Source organism: Paenibacillus macquariensis (assembly GCF_900156375.1).
Taxonomy (GTDB): Bacteria; Bacillota; Bacilli; order Paenibacillales; family Paenibacillaceae; genus Paenibacillus_AQ; species Paenibacillus_AQ macquariensis.
In genome coordinates this window covers 83,900-107,057 of record NZ_FTNK01000014.1, presented here as the reverse complement: position 1 = coordinate 107,057, position 23,158 = coordinate 83,900, and the positions used below count along the sequence as shown (strand labels likewise).

19 protein-coding genes are annotated in these 23,158 nt (G+C 40.8%); 12 read left to right on the top strand and 7 right to left on the bottom strand.

All coding sequences use genetic code 11. The features are described 5' to 3' along the window. Positions 1-41: 41 nt before the first annotated feature. The 3 genes from BW961_RS21295 to BW961_RS21285 form a co-directional block, all read right to left on the bottom strand. Positions 42-2,345: a glycoside hydrolase family 65 protein gene (locus BW961_RS21295; protein ID WP_068592015.1), complete on the bottom strand. Its 2,304-nt coding sequence runs from the start codon at positions 2,343-2,345 to the stop codon at positions 42-44. Between the two features lie 49 nt (positions 2,346-2,394). Further along, positions 2,395-3,069 (bottom strand): beta-phosphoglucomutase, encoded by a 675-nt coding sequence (gene pgmB, locus BW961_RS21290; RefSeq protein ID WP_068592014.1) that lies wholly within the window; start codon positions 3,067-3,069, stop codon positions 2,395-2,397. A gap of 218 nt (positions 3,070-3,287) precedes the next feature. Further along, positions 3,288-4,334, bottom strand: coding sequence for a LacI family DNA-binding transcriptional regulator (locus BW961_RS21285; protein ID WP_068592012.1), 1,047 nt, complete (start codon positions 4,332-4,334; stop codon positions 3,288-3,290). A gap of 324 nt (positions 4,335-4,658) precedes the next feature. On the opposite strand from BW961_RS21285, the gene BW961_RS21280 reads away from it, so the two are divergent. From BW961_RS21280 to BW961_RS21260, 5 genes are all read left to right on the top strand, one after another. After that, positions 4,659-6,371 carry an alpha-amylase family glycosyl hydrolase gene (locus BW961_RS21280; RefSeq protein WP_244556016.1) on the top strand — a complete coding sequence of 571 codons (1,713 nt, stop codon included), beginning with the start codon at positions 4,659-4,661 and terminating at the stop codon, positions 6,369-6,371. 289 nt (positions 6,372-6,660) lie between these two features. Continuing rightward, a complete protein-coding gene (locus tag BW961_RS21275) occupies positions 6,661-7,971 on the top strand; it encodes a sugar ABC transporter substrate-binding protein (RefSeq protein WP_068592010.1) in 1,311 nt (436 codons plus the stop codon). Positions 7,972-8,065: 94 nt separating this feature from the next. Further along, a complete protein-coding gene (locus BW961_RS21270) occupies positions 8,066-9,367 on the top strand; it encodes a sugar ABC transporter permease (protein WP_068592008.1) in 1,302 nt (433 codons plus the stop codon). Beyond that, positions 9,364-10,209, top strand: coding sequence for a sugar ABC transporter permease (locus BW961_RS21265; protein WP_068592006.1), 846 nt, complete (start codon positions 9,364-9,366; stop codon positions 10,207-10,209). The genes BW961_RS21270 and BW961_RS21265 overlap by 4 nt, the downstream gene beginning before the upstream one ends. A 162-nt stretch (positions 10,210-10,371) precedes the next feature. Further along, entirely contained in the window at positions 10,372-12,435 is a 2,064-nt protein-coding gene (locus BW961_RS21260; protein ID WP_068592005.1) for a methyl-accepting chemotaxis protein, read from the top strand. A gap of 136 nt (positions 12,436-12,571) precedes the next feature. On the opposite strand, the gene BW961_RS21255 is transcribed toward BW961_RS21260, so the two are convergent. Then, positions 12,572-14,314 (bottom strand): alpha-glycosidase, encoded by a 1,743-nt coding sequence (locus BW961_RS21255; RefSeq protein ID WP_068592003.1) that lies wholly within the window; start codon positions 14,312-14,314, stop codon positions 12,572-12,574. Positions 14,315-14,584: 270 nt separating this feature from the next. Further along, complete coding sequence (locus BW961_RS21250) at positions 14,585-15,079, bottom strand: CcdC family protein (RefSeq protein WP_068592001.1); 495 nt, start codon at positions 15,077-15,079, stop codon at positions 14,585-14,587. A gap of 231 nt (positions 15,080-15,310) precedes the next feature. Between BW961_RS21250 and BW961_RS21245 the strand changes: the two genes are divergently transcribed. From BW961_RS21245 to BW961_RS21220, 6 genes are all read left to right on the top strand, one after another. Beyond that, positions 15,311-15,736 carry an Rrf2 family transcriptional regulator gene (locus tag BW961_RS21245; RefSeq protein WP_068591999.1) on the top strand — a complete coding sequence of 142 codons (426 nt, stop codon included), beginning with the start codon at positions 15,311-15,313 and terminating at the stop codon, positions 15,734-15,736. A 260-nt stretch (positions 15,737-15,996) separates the two neighbouring features. Next, a complete protein-coding gene (locus tag BW961_RS21240) occupies positions 15,997-17,043 on the top strand; it encodes a lactonase family protein (protein WP_068592104.1) in 1,047 nt (348 codons plus the stop codon). A 393-nt stretch (positions 17,044-17,436) separates the two neighbouring features. Continuing rightward, complete coding sequence (locus BW961_RS21235) at positions 17,437-18,519, top strand: sulfate ABC transporter substrate-binding protein (protein WP_068591997.1); 1,083 nt, start codon at positions 17,437-17,439, stop codon at positions 18,517-18,519. 63 nt (positions 18,520-18,582) lie between these two features. Then, a complete protein-coding gene (gene cysT, locus BW961_RS21230; RefSeq protein ID WP_068591995.1) occupies positions 18,583-19,416 on the top strand; it encodes a sulfate ABC transporter permease subunit CysT in 834 nt (277 codons plus the stop codon). Between the two features lie 45 nt (positions 19,417-19,461). Beyond that, positions 19,462-20,325 (top strand): sulfate ABC transporter permease subunit CysW, encoded by an 864-nt coding sequence (gene cysW, locus BW961_RS21225; RefSeq protein ID WP_068591993.1) that lies wholly within the window; start codon positions 19,462-19,464, stop codon positions 20,323-20,325. 123 nt (positions 20,326-20,448) lie between these two features. Further along, a complete protein-coding gene (locus tag BW961_RS21220; protein WP_068591992.1) occupies positions 20,449-20,673 on the top strand; it encodes a YezD family protein in 225 nt (74 codons plus the stop codon). Positions 20,674-20,792: 119 nt separating this feature from the next. On the opposite strand, the gene BW961_RS21215 is transcribed toward BW961_RS21220, so the two are convergent. Together BW961_RS21215 and BW961_RS21210 are read right to left on the bottom strand one after the other, a co-directional pair. Further along, positions 20,793-21,722 carry a hypothetical protein gene (locus BW961_RS21215; RefSeq protein WP_068591989.1) on the bottom strand — a complete coding sequence of 310 codons (930 nt, stop codon included), beginning with the start codon at positions 21,720-21,722 and terminating at the stop codon, positions 20,793-20,795. 92 nt (positions 21,723-21,814) lie between these two features. Next, the gene (locus BW961_RS21210; RefSeq protein WP_068591988.1) at positions 21,815-22,123 is read right to left on the bottom strand and encodes a hypothetical protein; all 309 of its coding nucleotides are present in this window, start codon (positions 22,121-22,123) and stop codon (positions 21,815-21,817) included. 353 nt (positions 22,124-22,476) lie between these two features. On the opposite strand from BW961_RS21210, the gene BW961_RS21205 reads away from it, so the two are divergent. Beyond that, positions 22,477-23,139 carry an NAD(P)-dependent oxidoreductase gene (locus tag BW961_RS21205; protein ID WP_394327655.1) on the top strand — a complete coding sequence of 221 codons (663 nt, stop codon included), beginning with the start codon at positions 22,477-22,479 and terminating at the stop codon, positions 23,137-23,139. Positions 23,140-23,158: the final 19 nt, after the last annotated feature.

The window sequence follows — 23,158 nt, the reverse complement described above, 5'->3', positions numbered from 1 at the left end:
ACCCCACACCTATGGTAAGGTAGTGGGGTCTTTTTGTATGACTATAGGCTGACTTTGATCTGACTCAGTCCGTTAACGGTATAATTACTTCCGTATACATTGACGTTGATAGATGCTTCGGTCTCATTGCTGACAGTTACATCGTGCTCACCAACAGTAACTTTAAGACGTGAGTTCCGGAACATCACTTTGAAAGAGAATGATTTCCAATGTCCAGGGTTGAATGGATTCAAGCTTAGCACGCCATTCTGAACACGTAAGCCTCCAAAACCTTGTACAACAGACATCCAAGTTCCTGCCATACTTGTTGTGTGACACCCATCTTCGGTATCGTTGTTATAATTGTCTAGATCTAGACGAGAAGTACGTAGATACATTTCATAAGCCTTTTCTTTGTACCCCAACTCGCAAGCCAGAATGGAATGTACACAAGGGGAAAGGGAAGATTCATGTACCGTAAGTGGTTCATAGAAATCAAAGTTACGTTTGACGGTATCTAGATCGAACTGGTCTCTTAGTGTGAAAATTCCTTGTAGTACATCTGCTTGTTTAATATACGCAGAACGAAGGATACGATCCCAAGACCATTGTTGATTCAATGGTAAATTGGAAGGGTCTAGTTCTTTCACAGGTGTTAGATCTTTATCTAAGAATCCATCCTGTTGTAAGAATATTTGACGTTCTTCATCATGCGGGTAGTACATTTTGGAGATGATATCGCTCCATTTGGTCGTTTCATCTGCTGTAAGATGTAGCTTCGCAATAAGATCATCGTATAATGATGGTTCATTCTTGTGTAGATTATTCAGGACTTCTAGGGTGTATTTCATTGTCCAGACTGCCATGCTATTCGTATACCAGTTGTTATTGACGTTATTCTCGTATTCATTAGGGCCAGTAACACCTAACATCATATATTGATCTTTGGCAGGAACATAATTGACACGTTCTTCCCAGAATCGCGAAATTTCAGCAAGGACTTCAAGACCATATTGACCCAGGTAGGCCGTATCCCCAGTATAATTAACATAATTATAAATAGCATAAGCGATAGCACCGTTACGGTGGATTTCTTCAAAAGTAATTTCCCATTCGTTATGACATTCTTCTCCGTTCATGGTCACCATAGGGAATAGTGCACCTTTACTGAAGCCAAGCTTCCTTGCATTTTCTTTTGCTTTCTCAAGGTGCTTGTAACGATAGATCAAGAGATTACGCGCAATGGATGCATCTGCTGTACTGAGATAGAAGGGAAGGCAATAAGCTTCGGTGTCCCAATACGTACTTCCGCCATATTTCTCTCCTGTAAATCCTTTGGGTCCAATGTTAAGACGGTCATCTTCGCCAGTGTAGGTCTGATTAAGCTGGAAAATGTTAAAACGAATCGCTTGTTGTGCAGCTACGTCTCCTTCGATGACAATGTCACTTTCACGCCATTTCACATCCCACGCAGTAAGATGTTCATGAAGGAGCGTTTCGAATCCTAGCTCCATTGCCGAAGTAAGAAGTGAACGTCCTACTGTTAATAACTGATCACAATCATGATCGCGAGAAGTGACATTCGCAACATATTTGTAGAGGACGATCTGATCATTCTCTTGTACCTCGAGTTGTAACTGATGAGCTACATATTTATCTTGATGGATCATTTCAGGTGTTACAGTAATAAGTTCGCCATTCTTGAGTAGGTTATAGGCCATAACCGATGTGATGTGGAAGTCGAGTTTCTTCGTCTTGATCGTTAGCGCAGCATCCTCTGGAGTAACTTCTTTGAACACTTCTAACCAGAACTTTTCATCATAATTCGAGTCTTTGTTAGATACATCGCCATCTAAGTATGGAGTCAGGGAAAGTGAACCACTGAAATTCAGTGCCGTTACTGCGTATCGAATCGCTCCAATTTCTTTGTGAGCAATGCTAATGAAGCGCAAGGCTTCAATTTTTACGATTTTCCCTTCTGGCGTCTCGGCAATAAAGCTACGAGAAAGGGTTCCTTCTTTCATATTAAGTACACGTACGAAGTCTTTAACCTTGCATACAGCTAGATCAAGAGTTTCACCGTCAATAAGGACGTTAATCCCAATCCAGTTGGTGGCGTTTAATACTTTGGCGAAGTATTCTGGATAGCCATTCTTCCACCATCCTACACGTGTTTTATCGGGATAATATACACCAGCCATATAACTACCTTGAAGGGAGGATCCACTGTAGACTTCCTCAAAATTAGCTCGTTGTCCCATATAGCCGTTACCAATACTGAAAACACTTTCTGATATTTCATGATGATGAGGATCGAATCCTTCTTCAATAATGTTCCAAGGATCCAGTTGTAAATATTGTTTCACATGAATCGTCTCCTTTTAGAAGTATGATTTAAGTAATGTGTGTATATGATTAATGTCTAGTCATGATACGTTGTAATTTCTCAACAGACATTTCTGCAAGTGAAGATACTACGTGTTCTGCTTGAGTAAGTGTTCCTTGTGATCCAATGCCGATACTGCGCATGCCTGCACGGGTTGCAGCTTCAATACCAGCTTCAGCATCCTCGAATACAACACAATACTCTGGAGATACTTGAACGCCTTTTGCTCCCAGTATGAACACTTCAGGATCGGGTTTGGCATTGGATGTTGTGGTTCCGTCAATAATGACGTCGAAGTAGGGAACTAAGTTGGTATTATTTAATATCATCATGGCATTTTTACTAGCGGAACCTAACGCTACTTTAATCCCATATTGTTTCAGCTCTTTAAGAAAGGAGAGGGAACCGGGTAAGATTTCGGAATCATCCATGGATGAAATGTAGTCTACGTACCAGGTGTTCTTCTTTTCAGCGAGTGCAATCTTGCTTGCTTCATCGAGTTGAACGTTACCAACTTCAAGTAAGATATCTAAGGAAGCCATACGGCTAACGCCCTTCAATCTTTCATTATCTTTCTCAGTAAACTCAAATCCTAATTCATCGGCGAGCCGTTTCCAAGCTAAGAAATGATACTTGGCAGTATCAACAAGTACGCCGTCTAGGTCAAATAAACATGCTTGTATAGGTGAATGTGTAGCGTTCATAATGGGTTCCTCCTTATTTGTGCAAACGTTTGTACTACTTTTAAAAATATATGAAGCAATGGCTTGCTTCAGGTATATTACTTTGAACAATATAACTGACGCAATTCCTTGCTTCAGTGGTATTACTTCGTTCAATATAACTGATGCAAGAACTTGCTTCAGTGGTATTATTTTGTTCAATATAACTGAAGCAAGGAATTGCTTCATCTCTAGTATGCCTAAATTTGGTGAGTTTGATCAACCACAGAAATCATAGAAGACTCCCGTACTACGAGCCGATGTGGGATAATGTGTCTTTTCTGAAATTGTGGCTCTCCCTGATGTTGAATCGATTGGATTAATGCTTGTGAAGCAGTATACCCAAGATTATATATACCAATATCGATACTGCTTAATGGTGGATTAGAGAGTTCTGCAATTGATATATTATTAAAGCTAACAATACTTAGATCATCAGGCACTTTATATCCAAGTTCATGTAAGCCGCGTAGTACACCAAATGATACAATATCGTCTACCACAACTAAGGCCGTAGGGCGTTCGGGTAAATTCATAAAGAATGACATAGCCCGGTATCCACTTTCTTGAAGAAATTCTCCTTCAACAATCCAGTCCTTGCGCATTTCAATTCCACTTTCTTCAAGAGCTCTTTGATATCCCTTAAGTCGATCTACTGAAAGTACATGATTAGGTGGTCCGCTGACGAATCCAATTCGTTTATGCCCGAAGGAAATCATATGCTTGGTAGCATCATAAGCGGCCTGAACATTATCATTATCGACTGATAGTAAATTGGGATATTTATCACTTCGCCCAATTAAGACGAAAGGGTGATTATTGCTTTGCAGAAATTCAACAACAGAATCATCTTTACGCGAATAGAGAAGTATGGCACCATCGACTCTTTTCCCATTAATTAAGCGGGATACAACATCGATTTCCTCTTGCTCACTTCCTCCAGAACTAAGCACGACATCATAACCAGAACGGTTAGCTTGTGTCACGATACCTCGGACTAATTCCATGAAAAATGAATTCAAGAATAACTCTTCAGCAGACTTAGGAAGAATCACGCAAATGCTATTTGTTGTTTTGGATACTAGGCTCTGAGCCATGATATTTGGGTGATATCCCATTTCCTCTAGAATAATCTTTACTTTACGAGAAGTTTCACGACTAATCCTAGGGTGATTTGATAGCACGCGGGACACCGTAGAGGGAGAGACGCCAGCTTTTTTAGCAACATCTTTAATCGTTACAGACATAATAACCTCCCGGATGATACCGTTTGCGTAAATAAGTGTAATCAAACAAACGAGTTATTTATTTTTACAATTGATATCTTAATCTAATGTTAACGGCTTGTAAATGACAAACCTGTCATGATGAACATGATTATAACAAAAATAAGAACGAATTGGTTTGAAAAGTTAAAAAGTGAAGAAATAAGAAGACAGAACCTATATTATCTTCTCTAAATCAACGGATTTTACGAAATATGGAAGTATTGACGTTTGGACTATAAAGATTCCTTCGTTATGATAATAACCGTAAAGTACCAAATTTTACGAGTGAAGGAGGATTTTCTGATGGATAATTTAAAATCACCCAGACAAACCAAACATCTCTCTATTGGATTTATGGGAATGATGCTGCTCGGATCGTTATTGGCAGGTTGTAATAACGATAATGTTAATGTAACACAAACAGAACAGAACAAACAAAATACTTCTTTACCCCTTACAAAAACACAGAATAAGTCACCAGCTGATTCAGCGTCAGGGGATCTCATGGATGAGCAACCCTCAACAGTCTATTATGAGATTTTTGTTCGCTCCTTCTATGATTCAGATGGTGATGGTATTGGCGATTTACGCGGCGTAATTGAGAAACTTGATTATTTGAATGATGGGAACCCATCTACGAAAGATGACCTTGGTGTAGGTGGGATATGGCTTATGCCGATTCAACCTTCTCCAAGCTATCATGGATATGATGTAACCGATTATAGAAGTATCAATCCTGATTACGGGACAATGGAAGATATGACAATGTTGATCGATGAAGCGCACAAACGTGGTATTAAAGTCATTATGGATCTGGTTGTTAATCACACAAGTAGGGAACATCCGTGGTTCAAGCAATCTGCAGATAGCAAGCTTAGCTCTTATAGAGATTGGTATGTATGGGCTGAAGATCAGAATCGGGATCCGAGTGGAACGAGTGCGGCATCAGGTACTAATCCTTGGTATGAAATGAATGGCGCTCACTATATGGCGGGGTTCTGGGATGGTATGCCTGATCTTAATTTCGACAATGCTGCTGTACGAAAAGAAATGAAAGATGTTGGTCAGTATTGGTTGAAGTTAGGAATTGATGGGTTTCGACTGGATGCAGCAAAACATATTTTTGAAGATCTAATAACAGATAAAAACAAGGAAGTTGAAGCAAAGAATGTTGCTTGGTGGCAAGAATTTCGAAGTAGTATGAATGAAATTAATGCTGAAGCCTACATCGTAGGAGAAGTATGGGAGAATTCAGTTACTTCCGTGGCACCTTATTTGGATAAAGCCTTCGATTCAGGGTTCAACTTCAGTCTCGCTGAATCGATCATTAGCATTGTGAAGAATGAACGAGACAACAATATGGCATTTACGCTAGAGCGGACTAATAAATTATTCCATGCTAAATCAGAGGGAGAATTTGTTGATGCCGTGTTTTTGACAAATCATGATCAGAACCGAGTGATGAGTCAACTGGATAGTAATATGGATCATGCGAAGATGGCTGCTTCTATTCTGCTGACGTTGCCAGGAAACCCGTTTATTTATTACGGTGAAGAGATCGGTATGTTAGGTGCGAAGCCGGATGAACAAATCCGCGAACCAATGATCTGGCACAAGGATGGAGTGAAAGGTAAGGGTCAAACAACGTGGGAAGAACCTATTCTTAACTCTGGAGCACATATGGCAAGCGTTGAATCACAATTGAGCGAGAAGAATTCTTTATTGGCTCATTATCAGGAGATGCTGAGATGGAGAAATGAAATTGCAGCACTTCATGATGGGAATATCCAATATTATGATACAGGAAATGCACAAATCGTATCGTATATCCGACGTACGAACTCTGAAGAAGTTCTTATTGTGCATAATGTATCGTCTGAGGAGCAGCGAATTGTGCTTGATCGAGAAGGAGAAGAGCATAAATACACTGAAATTTTAAAATCAACAGATCAAAATACAAATATTAACTCTAATTACTTAGTCATTTCCCCATACGCATCAGTCATTTTGAAGTAAATGGAAGGAATACTGTGTTATTTTGTAAGAAACAATGATTTAGAGGGGTATTGTATTGGAATTAGAATAATATAGGTAAAATCAGCATGTGCAAACGTTTTTACAAAACAAATTATTTTGTGTATGATAAACCCATGAATTAAGCGCTTACATAACTCGCATTAAGATTAACAGCTAGATAATCACATTTTTAAGCGGGGGAATTAGTGAATTTGTGAAATCGTTTGCGCATAGTCTTAGTTTTACGTAAGGTTAACGTTAGACCAATTAGAGAGGGGTTAATTTAAGAATGAAAATAAACAAAGTAATGACGTTAGTTGCTGCCTTAACCATGGTTTTCTCAATTACGGCCTGTGGTTCCAACAATGCACCGAGTAAAAATGCGGAGCCTGCTCCAAGTACCAATACGACGGTAGAACCAGTTGTTTCTCCAGAGGAGGTAGTTGAGCTTCAACCAGAAGAGGGCGCTACACTGATTGTTTGGGAAAGTAAGGAAGAGAGAACATTCACAGATGAAATGGCAAAGCAATTTGAAGAGAAATATAGCATTCCTGTCAAAGTTGAAGAAGTAGCAGCAACAGATCAAGTTACGAAATTGACTCAAGATGGTCCTTCAGGATTAGGTGCCGATATTGTAATGTTCCCGCATGACAACTTGGGTAGAGCGGCAGAAGCGGGTTTGTTGCTAACGAATGAAGCCCTAGCTAAAGAAACAATAGCTAACAATACACCAGCATCCATTCAAGGGGTCACTTTTAAGGGTGAGTTGTACGGTTACCCAAGAGCAGCTGAAACCTATGCACTTTTTTATAATAAAGAGCTTGTAAAGGAAGCTCCGAAATCATTCGATGATGTTATCGAATTCAGCAAAACGTTCACAGATAAATCGAAGAACAGATACGGAATTATGTGGGAACCAGGTAACCTGTATTTCAACTATCCGTTTATTGCTACCGGAGGTGGATATATTTTCGGTGATAATGGTACGAACAAAGATGACATTGGAATCAATTCGGCTGGAGCTCTTGCAGGATTACAAACGTATGTGAAACTAAAAGCAGCACTCCCTATTAAGAGCGCTGATATTACGCCAGATATTAAACGTAGCTTATTCAACGCTGGTGATGTAGCCATGGATATTACGGGTCCTTGGGAACTTGCAGGTTACAAAAAAGCGCTAGGAGATAAGCTTGGAATTGCACCTATTCCAACGATTGATGGCAAACCTGCCATTTCATTGTCTGGTATTAAAGCTTGGTACGTTAACTCTTTTACGCAGTATCCTAATGCGGCACAATTGTTCGCTGAGTTCGCATCCACTAAGGAAGCACAACTTCTTCTGAATGAAAAAGTGGGTTCTATACCGACAAACAATGAAGCATTGGCATCTGATCAGATTAAGAATGATCCGTTTGTATCAGGTTTTGCTCAACAAGTTATCAATTCTCAACCTATGCCTACCATTCCTGAAATGGGAAATGTATGGAGTCCTGTAAATGCAGCTTTCCCGGAAATTTGGGATAACGGTAAAGATCCGAAAGAAGCGATGGATAAGGCAGTACAACAAATTAAAGACTTAAATGGCGGTGCAACGAAGTAAATTAGGATAGACTGCTCGAGGGATAACAGTTTGAAGTGCCCGTCGCATCATGCGGCGGGTAATTCCTCGGTTTTCTAGGGAGAGGAGAAAGCTCGTGGACCGATATCGCAACAAAGCCACAATACTGTCGCTTATAAGCATGGGACTGGGACAAATATATAACCGCCAGTTTATAAAAGGCCTCATATATCTGCTAATTGAGGCGTATGCGATCATCTATTTCAGTAGTAATCTAGGTAGATCTTTGTGGGGCATTGTAACACTTGGAGATACACCAAGAATGAGAGTCAACGGTAAGTGGATGGAAGGAGATCACTCGATCTTTATTCTAATCCAAAGCTTGATAACCATTTTACTTTTAATTATTTTTGTCATTATTTATATCATGAATGTAAGAGACGCGCGTAAAACTGCGGAGAAAAGAGAAAAGGGAATCCAACCGAACAGTTTCAAACAGTCCATTCGGTATGTTCTGGATTATAAATTCGCGCAAGCCTTTTTGACTTTACCGGCAATAGGTATTCTATTCTTCACGGTTATGCCCATCATCTTTATGGTTATGCTGGCATTTACGAATTACTCTGCACCTAATCACATCCCACCAGCTAAGCTGATAGATTGGGTAGGATTTGATACATTTAGAGATTTAGTTTCACTCAAAACGTGGAGCCACACGTTCTATGGAGTTCTGACCTGGACCATTATTTGGGCCGTTCTATCCACGGTAACTACTTATTTTGGAGGCCTGCTCGTAGCGTTACTTATTAACCAAAAGGGAATCAAATTTAAGGGTTTGTGGAGAACGATTTTAATTATTCCTTATGCTATTCCGCAGCTTATTTCGCTGCTTGTGATGAGAAATATGTTTAACGGTCAATTCGGGCCGGTTAATCAGTATCTCGGATATTTCGGATTTGGTGGACTTCCATGGTTGACTGATCCTTTCTGGGCCAAGGTTACGGTTATTGTCGTCAATATGTGGGTTGGTATTCCAGTCTCTATGATATTAATTATGGGGGTATTGACTACGATTCCACGGGATATGTATGAAGCAGCTGAGGTAGATGGGGCAAATAATTATCAGAAGTTTCGAATCGTTACCCTGCCCATGATATTGTTCACAACAGCGCCAACACTGATTGCGCAATTTGCTGGAAATATCAATAACTTTAGCGCAATTTACTTGCTAACAAGTGGAAATCCTGTAGTGGGGGATTACCAATATGCAGGAGCAACCGATCTGCTCGTCACTTGGTTGTACAAGTTAACGTTAGATCAGAACAAATACAATATGGCTTCTGCTGTGGGGATCATTATTTTCCTAATTGTCGCCTCGTTCTCAATCTATAACTACCGCAGAACGAAGTCATTTAAAGAGGAGGATATGATCCAATGAGTGGACGAAAAGTGAAAAAATCCTTGAGTTTGACGCTAAGTTATATCATTCTCATTATCATGGTGATTGGTTCCGTGTATCCAGCGTTATGGGTCATTTTGGGTTCCGTTCGACCTGGTAAATCTCTGTATAGTAAGTCACTGATTCCTAGTAGTTTTACACTGGAACACTATAGAGAATTATTTACATCCAAGAGTTACATGTTTGGTAGCTGGTACATGAATACGTTGAAAATTTCGATCATTTCTATGTTGATCGGTATTGTCCTCACATTGTTAACCAGCTATGCCGTATCACGCTTTCGATTCCGCGGACGGCAGACGGCGCTCTCAACGGTATTGATTCTGGGGATGTTCCCTGGATTTATGAGTATGATTGCCATTTATTTACTTCTTAAAGAGTTCCATTTGCTTGATACACATCTTGCATTAATTATTGTGTACGCAGCAGGTGCTCCGCTTGGGGGAACCTTTATAGCTAAAGGATTCCTGGATACGATCCCAAGATCATTGGATGAAGCGGCCAGGATCGATGGAGCAAGTAATTTCAGGATATTCACCCGAATCATTCTGCCACTTTCTCGGCCCATGCTCACTTATATGGCGCTAACGCAATTCGTTGGTCCGTGGGTTGACTTTATCTTTGCGAAGATGGTACTGCGGTCTAAGGAGAAATGGACAGTGGCTGTGGGGCTGTATGATATGGTGAGTACGAACACGAATTCAAATTTCACAATGTTCGCAGCAGGTGCAGTTCTGATCGCCGTGCCAATTACGATTCTGTTCATGTTCCTTCAGCGTCTTCTTGTGGAGGGTTTGACGTCCGGAGCGAGTAAGGGTTAAGACACAGCCGACTAATAACACACTAAATCATGAGTAACATAAGAATTTGAGGTTCTAAACATTAGTAATATGATAACTTGGTACAACTCTCGCACAAGAGGGCTGTACCATTCTTTTATTTGGAACATCATCATGAAGAACGACGAAAGGGGAGAAATATTCATGAATAAAATACATAGTAAAATACATTTTCTCCGTTTTAAATCGATTGGAATGAAATTATTCGTAATCATGTTCTGTGCCATTGTTGGATTGTCTACAATACTTGGCCTTTCTTCTTATCAATTATCTAAAGGGATTATTAAAGATGAGGTCTCCTTGGCGTCCTTACAGGCTATTGTTCAAGCTGCCGATAAACTTGATTTCCTATTCCTCCAATATGAATCGTTATCCAAACAACTGGCTGTAGATTCGGAACTGAAGCGAAATTTAGAGAGCATCGATCAAGCTGAAATTGGAACTTTACAAAGGCATAATTCAGAAGAAAAAGTCCGTAGCAAACTGAGTTCGATTTCGGGGTCTGATAGTAGGCTTCTAGGTGTTCGCTTAGTGAAAGAGAGCTTAGTAGAAGTTGATTCCTATAAATCTTCTGGTATTCCTGGTGTTCGTACAGATGATGATATTCAAGCGAAAATGAAAGAGATCGAGGATGCGAAGGGTAAGATTGTATGGTTCCCGACAAGTAAGAAAGGATTTTTCAATTCGTATGCTGAACCCGCGCTCACCATGGGAAGATTGCTTCGAAATATGAATCATCCCGAGGCGGAATATATATTGTTGTTTGAAATCAAGGAGAAGTCCATCACAGAAATGCTAGCAAATCTCCAAATTGGAGTAAGCGGTCAAGTTGAAGTCATAACAGACAGTAATAGAATTGTTCATGCGAAAGATAATAATCTTCTAGAATCGCAGTCTTTTATTCACATTAATAAGGAAAGTGCAGGAGGTGAAACAACATTTACAGCGGATGATGAGGAAGGCATAGAGCAACTAGTTGTATACAAAACATTGAAAACAACCAAATGGACCATGATGGGTTATGCTCCTATTAGCGATTTCGTAAAAGGTACGAATCAGTTGCTGTATGTTACTTTGATCGTGATCCTCTTGGCAGTGATATTTGCGTTATTCATTGGATATTATGTCTTCTTGAATGTAGGTAGACCACTTGCGAAATTGTGCAACTTAATGGAGGAGGGGGAGCAAGGTAATCTTCAGGTGCGCACCACTTTCCAAAGTGAGGATGAGATCGGTCGATTAGGTTCTAGTTTTAATCAAATGATGCATCAGATAGGAATGCTTGTAGATCAGACGAATCGTTCGGCTCAAGAGGTATTGGAGACTGCGGATGAGTTAACGCAAGTCTCGAAGAGCACGTCTTTATCAGCTGGGGAGATTGCGGATGCCTCGCGAGAAATTGCTGTAGGAGCCTCTAATCTGGCCATGGAAGCCGAAAGTGAGAGTGTGTTGGCAGAACATATCGCTGAGAAAATCCATAAAGTATCCACTTCCAATTATGCTATGGAACAATCAGCGCACCGCGTATTACAAGTAAGTGGACAAGGGTCGGATTATATGGATCAGTTAGTACATAAAACGGATGTTATCGTGGATATGAATAGAACGATTGTTAGTCAGGCAGAGGGATTAAAGAAAAGCACAGCCTCTATACAAAAAATATTGGAACTTATGAGTAACTTGACTCAGCAAACCAATATTCTATCCATGAATGCTACGATTGAGGCAGCTAGAGCGGGTGAAGCAGGACGAGGATTTATGGTGGTGGCTAATGAAATTAGAAATCTCGCAGACAGTTCGAAGCAATCCATACAAACGGTAGCTGAAATAACGGACGAGATCAGACGTGGAATTGAACACACCACAGCATCCTTAAATGCCGTTTCACCTGTGTTGGCTGAGCAAATGGTGTCCGTTAAGGAAGCATCTACTATGTTTCAGAATGTGAAACAGCAAATGGATGAGTTTCTCACTGAGATTGATAACTCTTCCATTGCTGTTAAAGAGTTAATCGAATCGCAACAGCTTTTATCAGTGTCTATTTCTTCTATTAGTGCAGTAGTGGAGGAGACGAGTGCTTCGACGGAGGAGGTAGCTTCCATGTCTTCACAGCAGTATGTTGTAAGTGAACAGTTGGTGGGTTTATCGAGTAGACTTGAAGAGATGTCAGAGACATTTAAGCATGTATTGGTGAAATTTAAAACATGATGTGAATGGTGCAGATACCCAATTTGAGGTTTGAAAATGGACAAGCGGCTAAGGATTAATATCCTTAGCCGCTTTGTTAAATTATCAGAAAGTATAAGCCTCATTGTAATACTAATAAGGTTATAGGAAGCTACTCTTAAATAACTTTAAACATCATTGAGCTAAATGGAGATAATTCTACGTTCAGTGCACCATTCTTTATCAAATAGGCTTTTCCTGTGTGAATATCCTCTAATTGAGTCTCCGCTAAAGATATCTCGATGGACTGCTGCTTACTGTCGTTATTCATGAGAATAATAAATTTATCCTTCTCATCCTCGCGCGAGTAAGCTAGTGTAGTACTTCCTGATTGAGAGGACAGGAATGTGAGTGTACCTGTACGCAGAGCGCTGTGATCCAAGCGCAACTTAATCAGTTCTTGGTAGAACGTGAATAGGTCATGGTCTTGCTTCGCAGGGTCCCATTCCATACACTTACGGCAGTCTGGATCATGCGCACCTGTTATTCCAACTTCATCACCGTAATATATACATGGGGTGCCTGTATATGTGAATAGGAATAGCACAGCGAGCTTCATTTTGCGTTTGTCGTCTTTACATAGTGTGATTAGACGCGCTGTATCATGGCTGTCGAGTAAGTTGAAGGCAACTTCATTTGCTTGACGCGGGTAAAGGGCTATCTGTTTGCCAATGGCTTGTGAGAATTGTTCTGCATCTGTCGAGCCTTCTACGAAGAAGTCGAGTGTAGCATTAGTGAATGGATAGTTCATGACGGCATCAAATTGATCACCTTGTAGCCAATTGTAGGAATCATGCCATATCTCCCCTAGAATATACGCGTCTGGTTTGGCCTTCTTAATCACTTGTCTGAATTCTCTCCAGAACTGGTGATCCACTTCATTAGCTACATCTAGTCTCCATCCGTCGATATCAACTTCTTTAATCCAATATTCTGCGACATGAAGAAGATAGGCTTTAACTTCTGGATTCTCCGTGTTAAGTTTCGGCATCAAGGGTTCAAAAGCGAAAGTCTCATACGTTGGAATACCGTCCTCAACACGAATAGGGAACTTGGAAATATGGAACCAATCCTTGTAACGTGAAGCTTCTCCGTTCTTCTGGACATCAACGAACGGTGCAAATGTTCTGCCAGAATGGTTAAATACGGCGTCCATAATGACACGAATTCCACGCTCATGACAGAGGGCCACTAATTTCTTCAATAAGTTGATATCACCGAATTGGGAATCAATCTGAAGATAATCTTCAGTATCGTATTTATGATTGGTTGTGGCAGTAAATAATGGGGTGAAGTAGAGTGCATTGATGCCTAGGTTACTAAGATGATCTATGTGATCGATAACACCTTGTAAATCGCCGCCAAAGAAATTATCTCTTTGCGGTTGTCCACCCCATGGTAACGTACCTGGAGGGTCAATACTTGGATCTCCATTGGCGAACCGTTCGGGGAATATCTGATAGAATACTGCATCTTTGACCCAATCAGGGGTTTTGAACACATCAATCATATTGATATAAGGAAAGTCGAACATTCGATTGGGATCGCTCGGTTCTTCATTCAAGAAAGCGAATTCCGTCATCCATACTTTCTGATCATCCTTTTGTAACAAGAAACCATATCTTAAACGACGGTACGGAGGGACAACCTCGCATTCCCAGTAATCAAAAAATTCATCAGACGATAGGATCGACATCGGAACATATGTAACCGTACGGTCCCAAGCATATTTATCGCCGGTCATTGCTTCTATAGAGGTGACATCGTTTCTCTTGGTACGAATTCTAATATGGAGTGTCTTCCCGTCATAAGCATAACACCAGTTTTGTTTCGGGCGATGATAGATAGCCTCTAATAACATAATAATCTCCTCCTCATTTTCCTCATACAAAAAAAGGTACAACACAGGACTGAGAAGCAGCCGAGGTTGTACCTTTAGGTATAGGTAGCATTGCCTTTTGGTTAGATAATAATTCATTTTAAATGTAAAAAAGTATAAGTTTCACTTCATACAACACGTCTTATAATTCCGAAGAAACACTGTAAGTATTCTTCTTAAGAATAGCTTAAATATACCATAAAATACTTGGGCTGTACATTGTTCGAAGTGCTTACTTTCTGAGGATTAACGTTATTTCATGTTGTCATTGGCTTGAAGGATGTGTTTGTATTCCTTATACATGAATAAGCGCCAACGAACAATCATTCCAAATGCTAATAGGAAGAATAAAGCGCCAGTCTGGGCAATGGAAACATACTGTTCAATAATTTGGTGAAGCAACGTACGTACTATAAGTAATGCAAACAAGATAACAATGAAGCTTCGAGAGCGCTCGGCGTAGACTTGACCGTCGACAGTCTTGAAATGAGTGCTTCGGATGAGAGGGTAAGAGAACAGAAACCAGCCTATTACAAAAGCGAGAGCAGCCCACCACAAAGGAATATGTGTAAACGGTGCAACAAACATGAGAAATCCTGTAGACATACCTAAAGGTGGAATAAGAATTTTCTTAATTGTGACGGGTGAACTACTTGCTTTAAGTCGAATGAAAATGGTAAGTAACGCAATGAGAATAGTCCCAAGCGTAGTACCAATTTGAAGATATGAGGGACTGATATGAGGCACGTTTTAGAACCCCTCTCTATAATTAGTATACTATTTACGAATGATCAATCCCGTTGTACTTAACTTGATCATCTGTCAGTTACAAATATTATAGCACATGGATTACCACATTCAATTTCAAGGTTTAGTAAAGATTAAGAAATCATTCATTAAAAAGGGTATTTCCAAAATTGGAAGCTTGACATCCAAAAACTGTTATGCATATAATTACAGATGAGAGGGAGCGATGAAATGAATAGTGAATTCAATATTGCCGTCCATTGTTTAACCCTTCTTAGCTTAAAGAAAGACCACATGGCTAATAGTGATGAGATTGCTAAGAGTGTATGTACGCATCCTGCGCGTGTCCGTAAAGTGCTCGGCTTACTTCGGAAACAAGGTTATGTAACGACCAAGGAAGGTGTTGGCGGAGGCTATCTGCTGAATGCTGATAGTTCGAAGGTGACGCTTGGCGACTTGTATCGTCTTCTTGCACGGGGTTCATTACAACCGAGTTGGTGTTCCGGAGGTGGAGAGTCAACCTGCGTGGTATCCGAACATATACAAGAGGTTATGGAACGAATTTATAGCGGTGGGGAATTGGCTCTTGAACGCCACTACGATAACATCACATTATTGGATGTTACACGTGATATTCAATCGGAGAACCAGCCTTAACGTTAATAACTATTAAAATGGATGAGTCCTGCGTATTCGCAGGGCTATTTTTGTATGCGTATTTATTCCCGTTGAACTTGGAGGGATTATAAATTATATTTAAGATGATCAAGATCGGAATAGCTAGAATGGTGCTTACGAAGTTAGGTTTACTTCGTAAAGCTAGGGATATGCTTACGGAGCGATCTTTACTTCGTAAAGCTAAGAATATGCTTACGAAGATAGCTTTACTTCGTAAAGCTTTTAGGAGGAATAGTCTCATGAGCACTCAGAATGAAATTGTTTTTTTTACAGGGACACAAACGAAGGATGCAGAGAAAGGCATATTCCGATGTGCTCTTAATAAACTGGACGGATCTATGCGTATTGTGGGTAGTACGGAAGGTATCGAAAATTCTACATACTTAGTTGTAAATTCAATAGGCGATCGTCTGTATGCTGTCAGTGAAAAATCTGAGGGTGAGATTTTTGTCTATGCTATTGATAATGAAACAGGAGAGTTGCAGTTGTTGGATCGCAAACCGACACAAGGTGCTGATCCATGTTTCATAAGTTTATCCACGGATGGTCAATATCTATTCGTAGCTAATTATTCTGGTGGTAATGTGAACGTATTCCGAATCAGTGATCATGGGACGATAGATGAGTCCTGTATGATTACTCATAGTGGACACAGTGTGAATCCGGACAGACAGGAATCCCCACATCCTCATTCGATTTACCCAGATCCATCTGGTAATTTCGTTATGGTGTGTGATCTAGGAATAGATCAGATCGTGACCTATCGTCTAGAAGAAGGGCAATTAGTGAAGCATCGTGAGGTAGATCTTCCGCCAGGTGCGGGACCACGTCACTTCGACTTTCATCCTACAGGTAAATGGGCATATGGTGTGAATGAACTTAATAATGAAGTCACAGTATTTACGTATGATGATAAGACCGCAGACCTTCAAGCGATTCAAAGTATTTCGACACTTCCTGATGACTACAACGAAGGGGTTTCATATCCTGCTGATATTCATGTGTCGTCTTGTGGACGGTTCTTATATGCCTCTAATCGAGGACATGACAGTATCGTACAATACGATATAAATTTAGATACAGGTAGCTTAACAGCCGTGGATTGGCAAAGTACTCATGGCGAGTACCCTCGAAATTTTACGATCGTAGAAGGGGAGTTTGTTCTTGTAGCCAATCATAATAGCGGGAATGTGGTCTCCTACTTTGTAGATGCAGAGACAGGACGCTTATCAGCGACTGGATGTATACTAAAGCTACCGAGACCAATGTGTGTTCACTCTCTATAAATCCAACAATAACGTCATTCTCATTAAGGGAATACTATTCGTATGATTAAATGTTAACTTTAATATATTAATTATTTATGCCGTAAAGAATGAATATATCGTAGGCTATTCCTTTTACTAAAGGAGTAGCTTTATTTTATTATAAAATTATCCAAACTTTAATAAAAAAGGTTTGACACTTTATCTCCATTTAATTACAATACTCATATACCTTATTAAACAGGTCGGAATAATAAATAATATTTCTTACCGTACAGACGGAGGAAATCACTCGCTAATGTTGCAAACACAGTTCTATGTGACTGGTATGACAACAAGGTTAAGTGATTTTCCTGCGTCTGTTTTGTGTTCCTGTTAGTAAGAAGAGAAGAACAATTAGGAGTGATAATGATTATGAAGAAGGCGCTAAAGCAAGGGGTTCTAATGGGTTTGGTATTACTTATGACTGCAACGATTGCCGCATGTGGAGATAAAACGACTGAGAAAGAGAATGCTGCTACACCAGCTCCTACTGATACGAAAAAGACAGAGAAACTCAAGGACGTTGAGCTATTGAACGTATCCTACGATCCAACTCGTGAACTTTATGCAAGTTACAATAAAGCATTTGCTGCGTATTGGGAGAAAGAAAAAGGACAGAAAGTTACTATTAAGCAGTCCCACGGAGGTTCGGGCAAACAGAGTCGGGCCGTTATTGATGGGTTAGAAGCAGATGTGGTTACGTTAGCGCTTGGATATGATATTGATGCACTTCAAGAAGACGGTCTAATTAAAGAGGGTTGGGAAAGTAAATTTGAACTTAATAGTTCACCATATACCTCCACAATTGTATTCCTAGTGAAAAAAGGAAATCCAAAAAATATTAAAGATTGGTCTGATTTAGTTAAAGATGGTGTGGAAGTGATTACGCCTAACCCTAAAACATCAGGGGGAGCACGTTGGAACTATCTTGCTGCATGGGGATACGCACTGAAAAAGAACGGAAATGATGAGGCAAAAGCTCAGGAGTTTGTTAAGAATCTCTTCACGCATGTACCGGTTCTAGACACAGGAGCTCGTGGTTCAACAACAACATTTGTGGAACGTGGAATTGGTGATGTTCTTATTGCTTGGGAGAATGAGGCGATCCTGTCTGTGAAGGAATTAGGTCCAGATAAGTTCGATATCGTATATCCTTCCGTAAGTATTCTGGCTGAGCCTCCGGTAGCTGTAGTTGATAAAGTAGTAGACAAACGAGGAACACGCGAAGTATCCGAGGCTTACTTGAAGTACTTGTATTCGGAAGAAGGACAGACGATTGCCGCTGAGAACTTTTACCGTCCAACGCTACAGAGTGTGAAAGATAAATTTAAAGATGCCTTCCCAGCTATTGAATTATTTACTTTAAAAGATGTATTTGGTACATGGAAAGAAACGCAAACGAAGCATTTCAAAGATGGCGGCGTATTTGATCAGATATACGTACCTGGTAAATAGACTAATCGTGAATAGCTGATCGACGTATAGGTCGAAGGCACGGAAAGGATAGGATACAAGGGTATGAGTCAAATTAAAAGTATCCAACGAAAAGTCATTCCCGGATTCGGACTGACGATGGGATTCAGTGTGTTCTATCTTAGTGTAGTTGTACTTATTCCTTTGGCGGCGTTACTCTTTAATTCTACTGGACTCACTTGGGATAAGTTCTGGCAAGTAGCGACCGATCCGCGGGTACTGGCTTCTTATCGTGTCAGTTTTACAACGGCGGCGGCAGCTGCATTACTAGATGCAGTGTTGGGTCTACTTTTGGCATGGGTGCTAGTACGTTATAAATTCCCCGGTAAGGCATTGTTTGATGCTTTGATTGACCTTCCTTTCGCACTGCCTACGGCAGTTGCGGGGGTCTCGTTAACTGCACTGTATGCGCAGAATGGATGGATAGGTTCATTATTGGAACCTCTAGGGATCAAAGTAGCATTTACTCCCTTAGGGATAACACTAGCCTTGATGTTTATTGGTATTCCATTCGTGGTTCGCACGGTGCAGCCTGTATTAGAGGATATGGAGAGGGATGCGGAGGAAGCAGCGGCAACATTGGGCGCAGGACGTTTTCGTACATTCTGCAAAGTAATATTCCCTCATTTGTTACCACCACTTTTAACGGGATTTGCTTTAGCATTTGCACGTGGCATAGGGGAGTATGGTTCTGTTGTCTTTATCTCTGGTAACATGCCGATGAGGACCGAGATTGCGCCGTTGTTGATCATGTCGAAGCTTGAGCAATATGATTATGCGGGTGCAACTGCCGTAGCTATTATCCTATTGAGTATTTCTTTTCTTTTGTTACTTTTAATTAATTCACTACAACGATGGGTGCGCCGAACCTCTCGCTAACAAAGGGAGTCATTGCAACCACTTTGTTAAAAGGAGGAAAGGCAGATGGCGGGAACTGATCCGGTGATAGCATCACCTGTACTACAAGGGAGTATCTCAACAGCGGCAACCGAACCCAGATGGGCTAGGTGGTTTTTGATTGGTACTGCAGGTTTGGTGTTGCTGTGGTTGATCGTACTTCCACTCGTTATTGTATTAACAGAAGCTTTGAAAAAGGGTTGGTCGGTGTATGCTGCTGCGCTTACTGATCCAGATGCCATGTCAGCCTTAAAGCTAACGTTACTTGTAGCACTCATTACAGTACCTTTGAACACTGTGTTTGGCGTGGTCGCTGCATGGGCGGTAACCAAATTTAAGTTCCGTGGCAAAGGACTATTAATCACCTTAATTGACCTACCTTTTGCAGTTTCACCTGTGATAGGCGGACTGATCTACGTCTTGGTATTCGGTGCTCATGGGTGGTTTGGATCTTGGCTTGACGCGCATAATATCAAAATCATATTTGCTGTACCTGGTATTGTTCTGGCCACACTATTCATCACCTTCCCATTTGTAGCTAGAGAGCTAATTCCATTGATGGAAGATCAGGGTCAACAAGAAGAGGAGGCTGCGGTCACTTTAGGGGCGCGCGGTTGGACGATTTTCTTCAAAGTGACATTGCCTAACATTAAGTGGGGACTTCTTTATGGCATTATTTTATGTAATGCCAGAGCGATGGGGGAATTTGGAGCTGTCTCTGTCGTGTCCGGACATATTCGAGGAGAGACGAATACACTCCCACTCCATGTTGAAATTTTGTACAATGAATATCAATTCTCAGCTTCATTTGCAGTCGCATCATTATTGCTCCTATTAGCAATGGTAACGTTACTTTTGAAGAGCTGGTTTACACGGAAAGATGCCCATTGACACTTCTTTCCAGAACATGTTAATGTTAATTCATACTAATTCGGTTGGATAAGAGTGAATTGAGGCAAGTGTTATTATAAGTCACATTATATTGACTTAATAACCTGGCGAAGGGGCGACACTATGGCAAAACCACTTCAAGTGGACGAAGTTTGGTTGGGGCGTATTGCTGAGTTACTGAATAATATGGAATTTGGATCACTTCAGATCGTAGTACATGAGGGGCAGATTGTACAAATGGAAAGAACGGAACGGAAGCGATTTGAGAATAAACCCTTGGGGATCGCCAAGTCTAGTTCTGCTCCTCGGCCAGGAACGCGACATCTTAGGGAATCCAGTTCCCATTAAACGATGATTATTGCAAATAGCCTCACTGTTCAAGACGAACGTTTCTGCAAATAAGAAGCGTTCGTAGGACAGTGGGGCTATTTTTGAGAATAGACATTGATACTCGTTGACTTAGCTCTTTATTTGTTATTCATACGTCTGGAACGTCTGGGTAGCTCAGATATGTCTTGACTAGGAGTCGTAGCAAGTGAGGTTACGGTCTCCTCAGTGATTAACGTGGGTGCAACTGTTATCACAAGATCACGACCCGCATAAGGACGTTCCCGACGTGTGCGTTTGGTGGTGAACGTAAAACCAGCGATAAAGAGGATAACTTGTACAGAAATAATATAAAGTGCCATATTTAAACCCAACAAGTGAAATAAGGCAACTAATGCGATCAAAACATACAGACCTGTGTAGACTAGGTTATATGGGAGCCTACGAGTATACATGAATACGAGGTAAAGGGAAGCCGTAGCAATAACACAAGAGACAAAGCGAGCCCAAGCATAAATGACATGCGATTCAGGTAATCCAATAAGCGTCTGATATAGCTGTAGACTCCATATCAGAATTGCTACTAGAGCCATAAAGGGGAGAGCTGGTTTCAACAATCCCCAGAAGCTAAATCCCCAGCTTGGGCGGTCCCATTTGCGTAAAAGAGTACTTTGTTCCTCGATCCGCCGATTAACCTCACGTACCCACGTTTTGTGAAGCATCGATAAACGAGACGGATCCCGTTCTCTTATATAAGCGTCAATCTGCTCATGAAGATCGCTTGTAAGTAGTGGTGCCGCCTTACACTCCTCTAAAAGAGCGATCAATTGACATATCTCTTCAAGGCTGTGATCCTCACGCTCCATCATTTCACTGAGGGGGCCAGTAACACGGCTATATAACATCAAAGACTTCTGTAGTCGCTCTAATTGTTCCTTGCCGGTTGTTTGTAGTTGTATCGCTGTGCGTATGTACAGCCATATAAACAGAACAACCATTAAACCAGCTAATATAAAGCCTTCTACTGAACTGGAGAGCGTATTGATGAATGTCGTAACCATATGGAACAACCCGATGCCCCCTTCATTATTCTACCTCCACTATTGCATAAGGACACTAATATTTCAAGATGATGAAGGGTGCAGATAACAGTCTACCTTAGCTAAAACCGTGGTCTTCTGCGTGAACCGCTAACAGCTTCGATAAGCAATACAATAGCAGTGATTCCATGCATAATCCATCCCACAATAGGAATAATGCCCACTAAGGAAGTGACAACACCGAGTCCATTACCAATAATGGATGCTCGATCCTTTAAGAGAGAGACAATGGCCACGATGTGTAGAAGCAATGCAATTCCGAGAGGTAACCACCCGTGAGAAAGAATGTACGCACCTCCTACAAATGGAATAGCAAAAAAGGCTTCGAACGCAAATGTAATCCATTTCAACAGTCTGGATGTGTTAGACATTTTTTTGTAACACCTACCGTTTCTTATATATGATGGTCTTATATCAATTCTACATTCATTAGTGCAGATAATAAACCCAATGGTATAAGTATAAGATTGATTAATACTTATATACCCCATTCTTGTTTGGGAACACTATAGACAATCATGAACTCTTTAGTTCAATCTATATAGCTAGAATGAACTAAAGTATCTGCATTCGCCTTTAGTTCAATCTATATAGCTAGAATGAACTAAAGTATCTGCTTCGCCTTTAGTTCAATCTATATAGATGGTAAGATAACAGAACGAATCATCAAACTCATGGCGCATCATAGGATAAGCCTGAACAACATAGAAAGAGGGAATATGAAGTGGTAGATGTTAGAGCTAGAGCGATGGATGTTAAGGTTGTATTGTTTGGAGCTAATGGAAGAATTGGACAACTTGTTATGAAAGAGGCGTTAGACCGTGGTTATCAGGTTACTGCTGTGGTACGTGATCAGACTCGTATGACAGAGCAGTATGAGAATCTGAGTGTGGTAGAAGGAAATGTGATGAATGTAGATGAAGTTGCATCCATTTGTGAAGGTCATCAGGCAATCATAAGCGCAGTAGGTACAACGCTTGGAGCAGAAGAAGAGTTAGCAGTTGTAGCTCATTCGATCGTTGAGGGTGCGAAGCGTTCGGGTGTATCCCGACTTGTCATAGTAGGTGAAGCTGGAAGTCTTGAAGTAGCATCTGGAGTGAAGTGGATGGATACGGATGAATATCCTATCGAATCTAAGCCGCTTGCTGTCGCCCATGCTAAGGCGTATGAAATATATAGTGAGTCTGACTTGGACTGGACGTATTGTAGCCCTCCAGCCCAGATTATTGATGGACGTCGTACAGGTCAATTTCGCATCGGGACGGATAAGCTTATTCTAGATGAGAGTGACAGAAGTACTATATCAGCAGAGGATTATGCTGCTGCCATTATTGATGAAGTGGAAGATCCGTATTTCTTACGTGCTCGATTTACAGTGGCTTACTAAGTAGAGCGTAAGAATTATC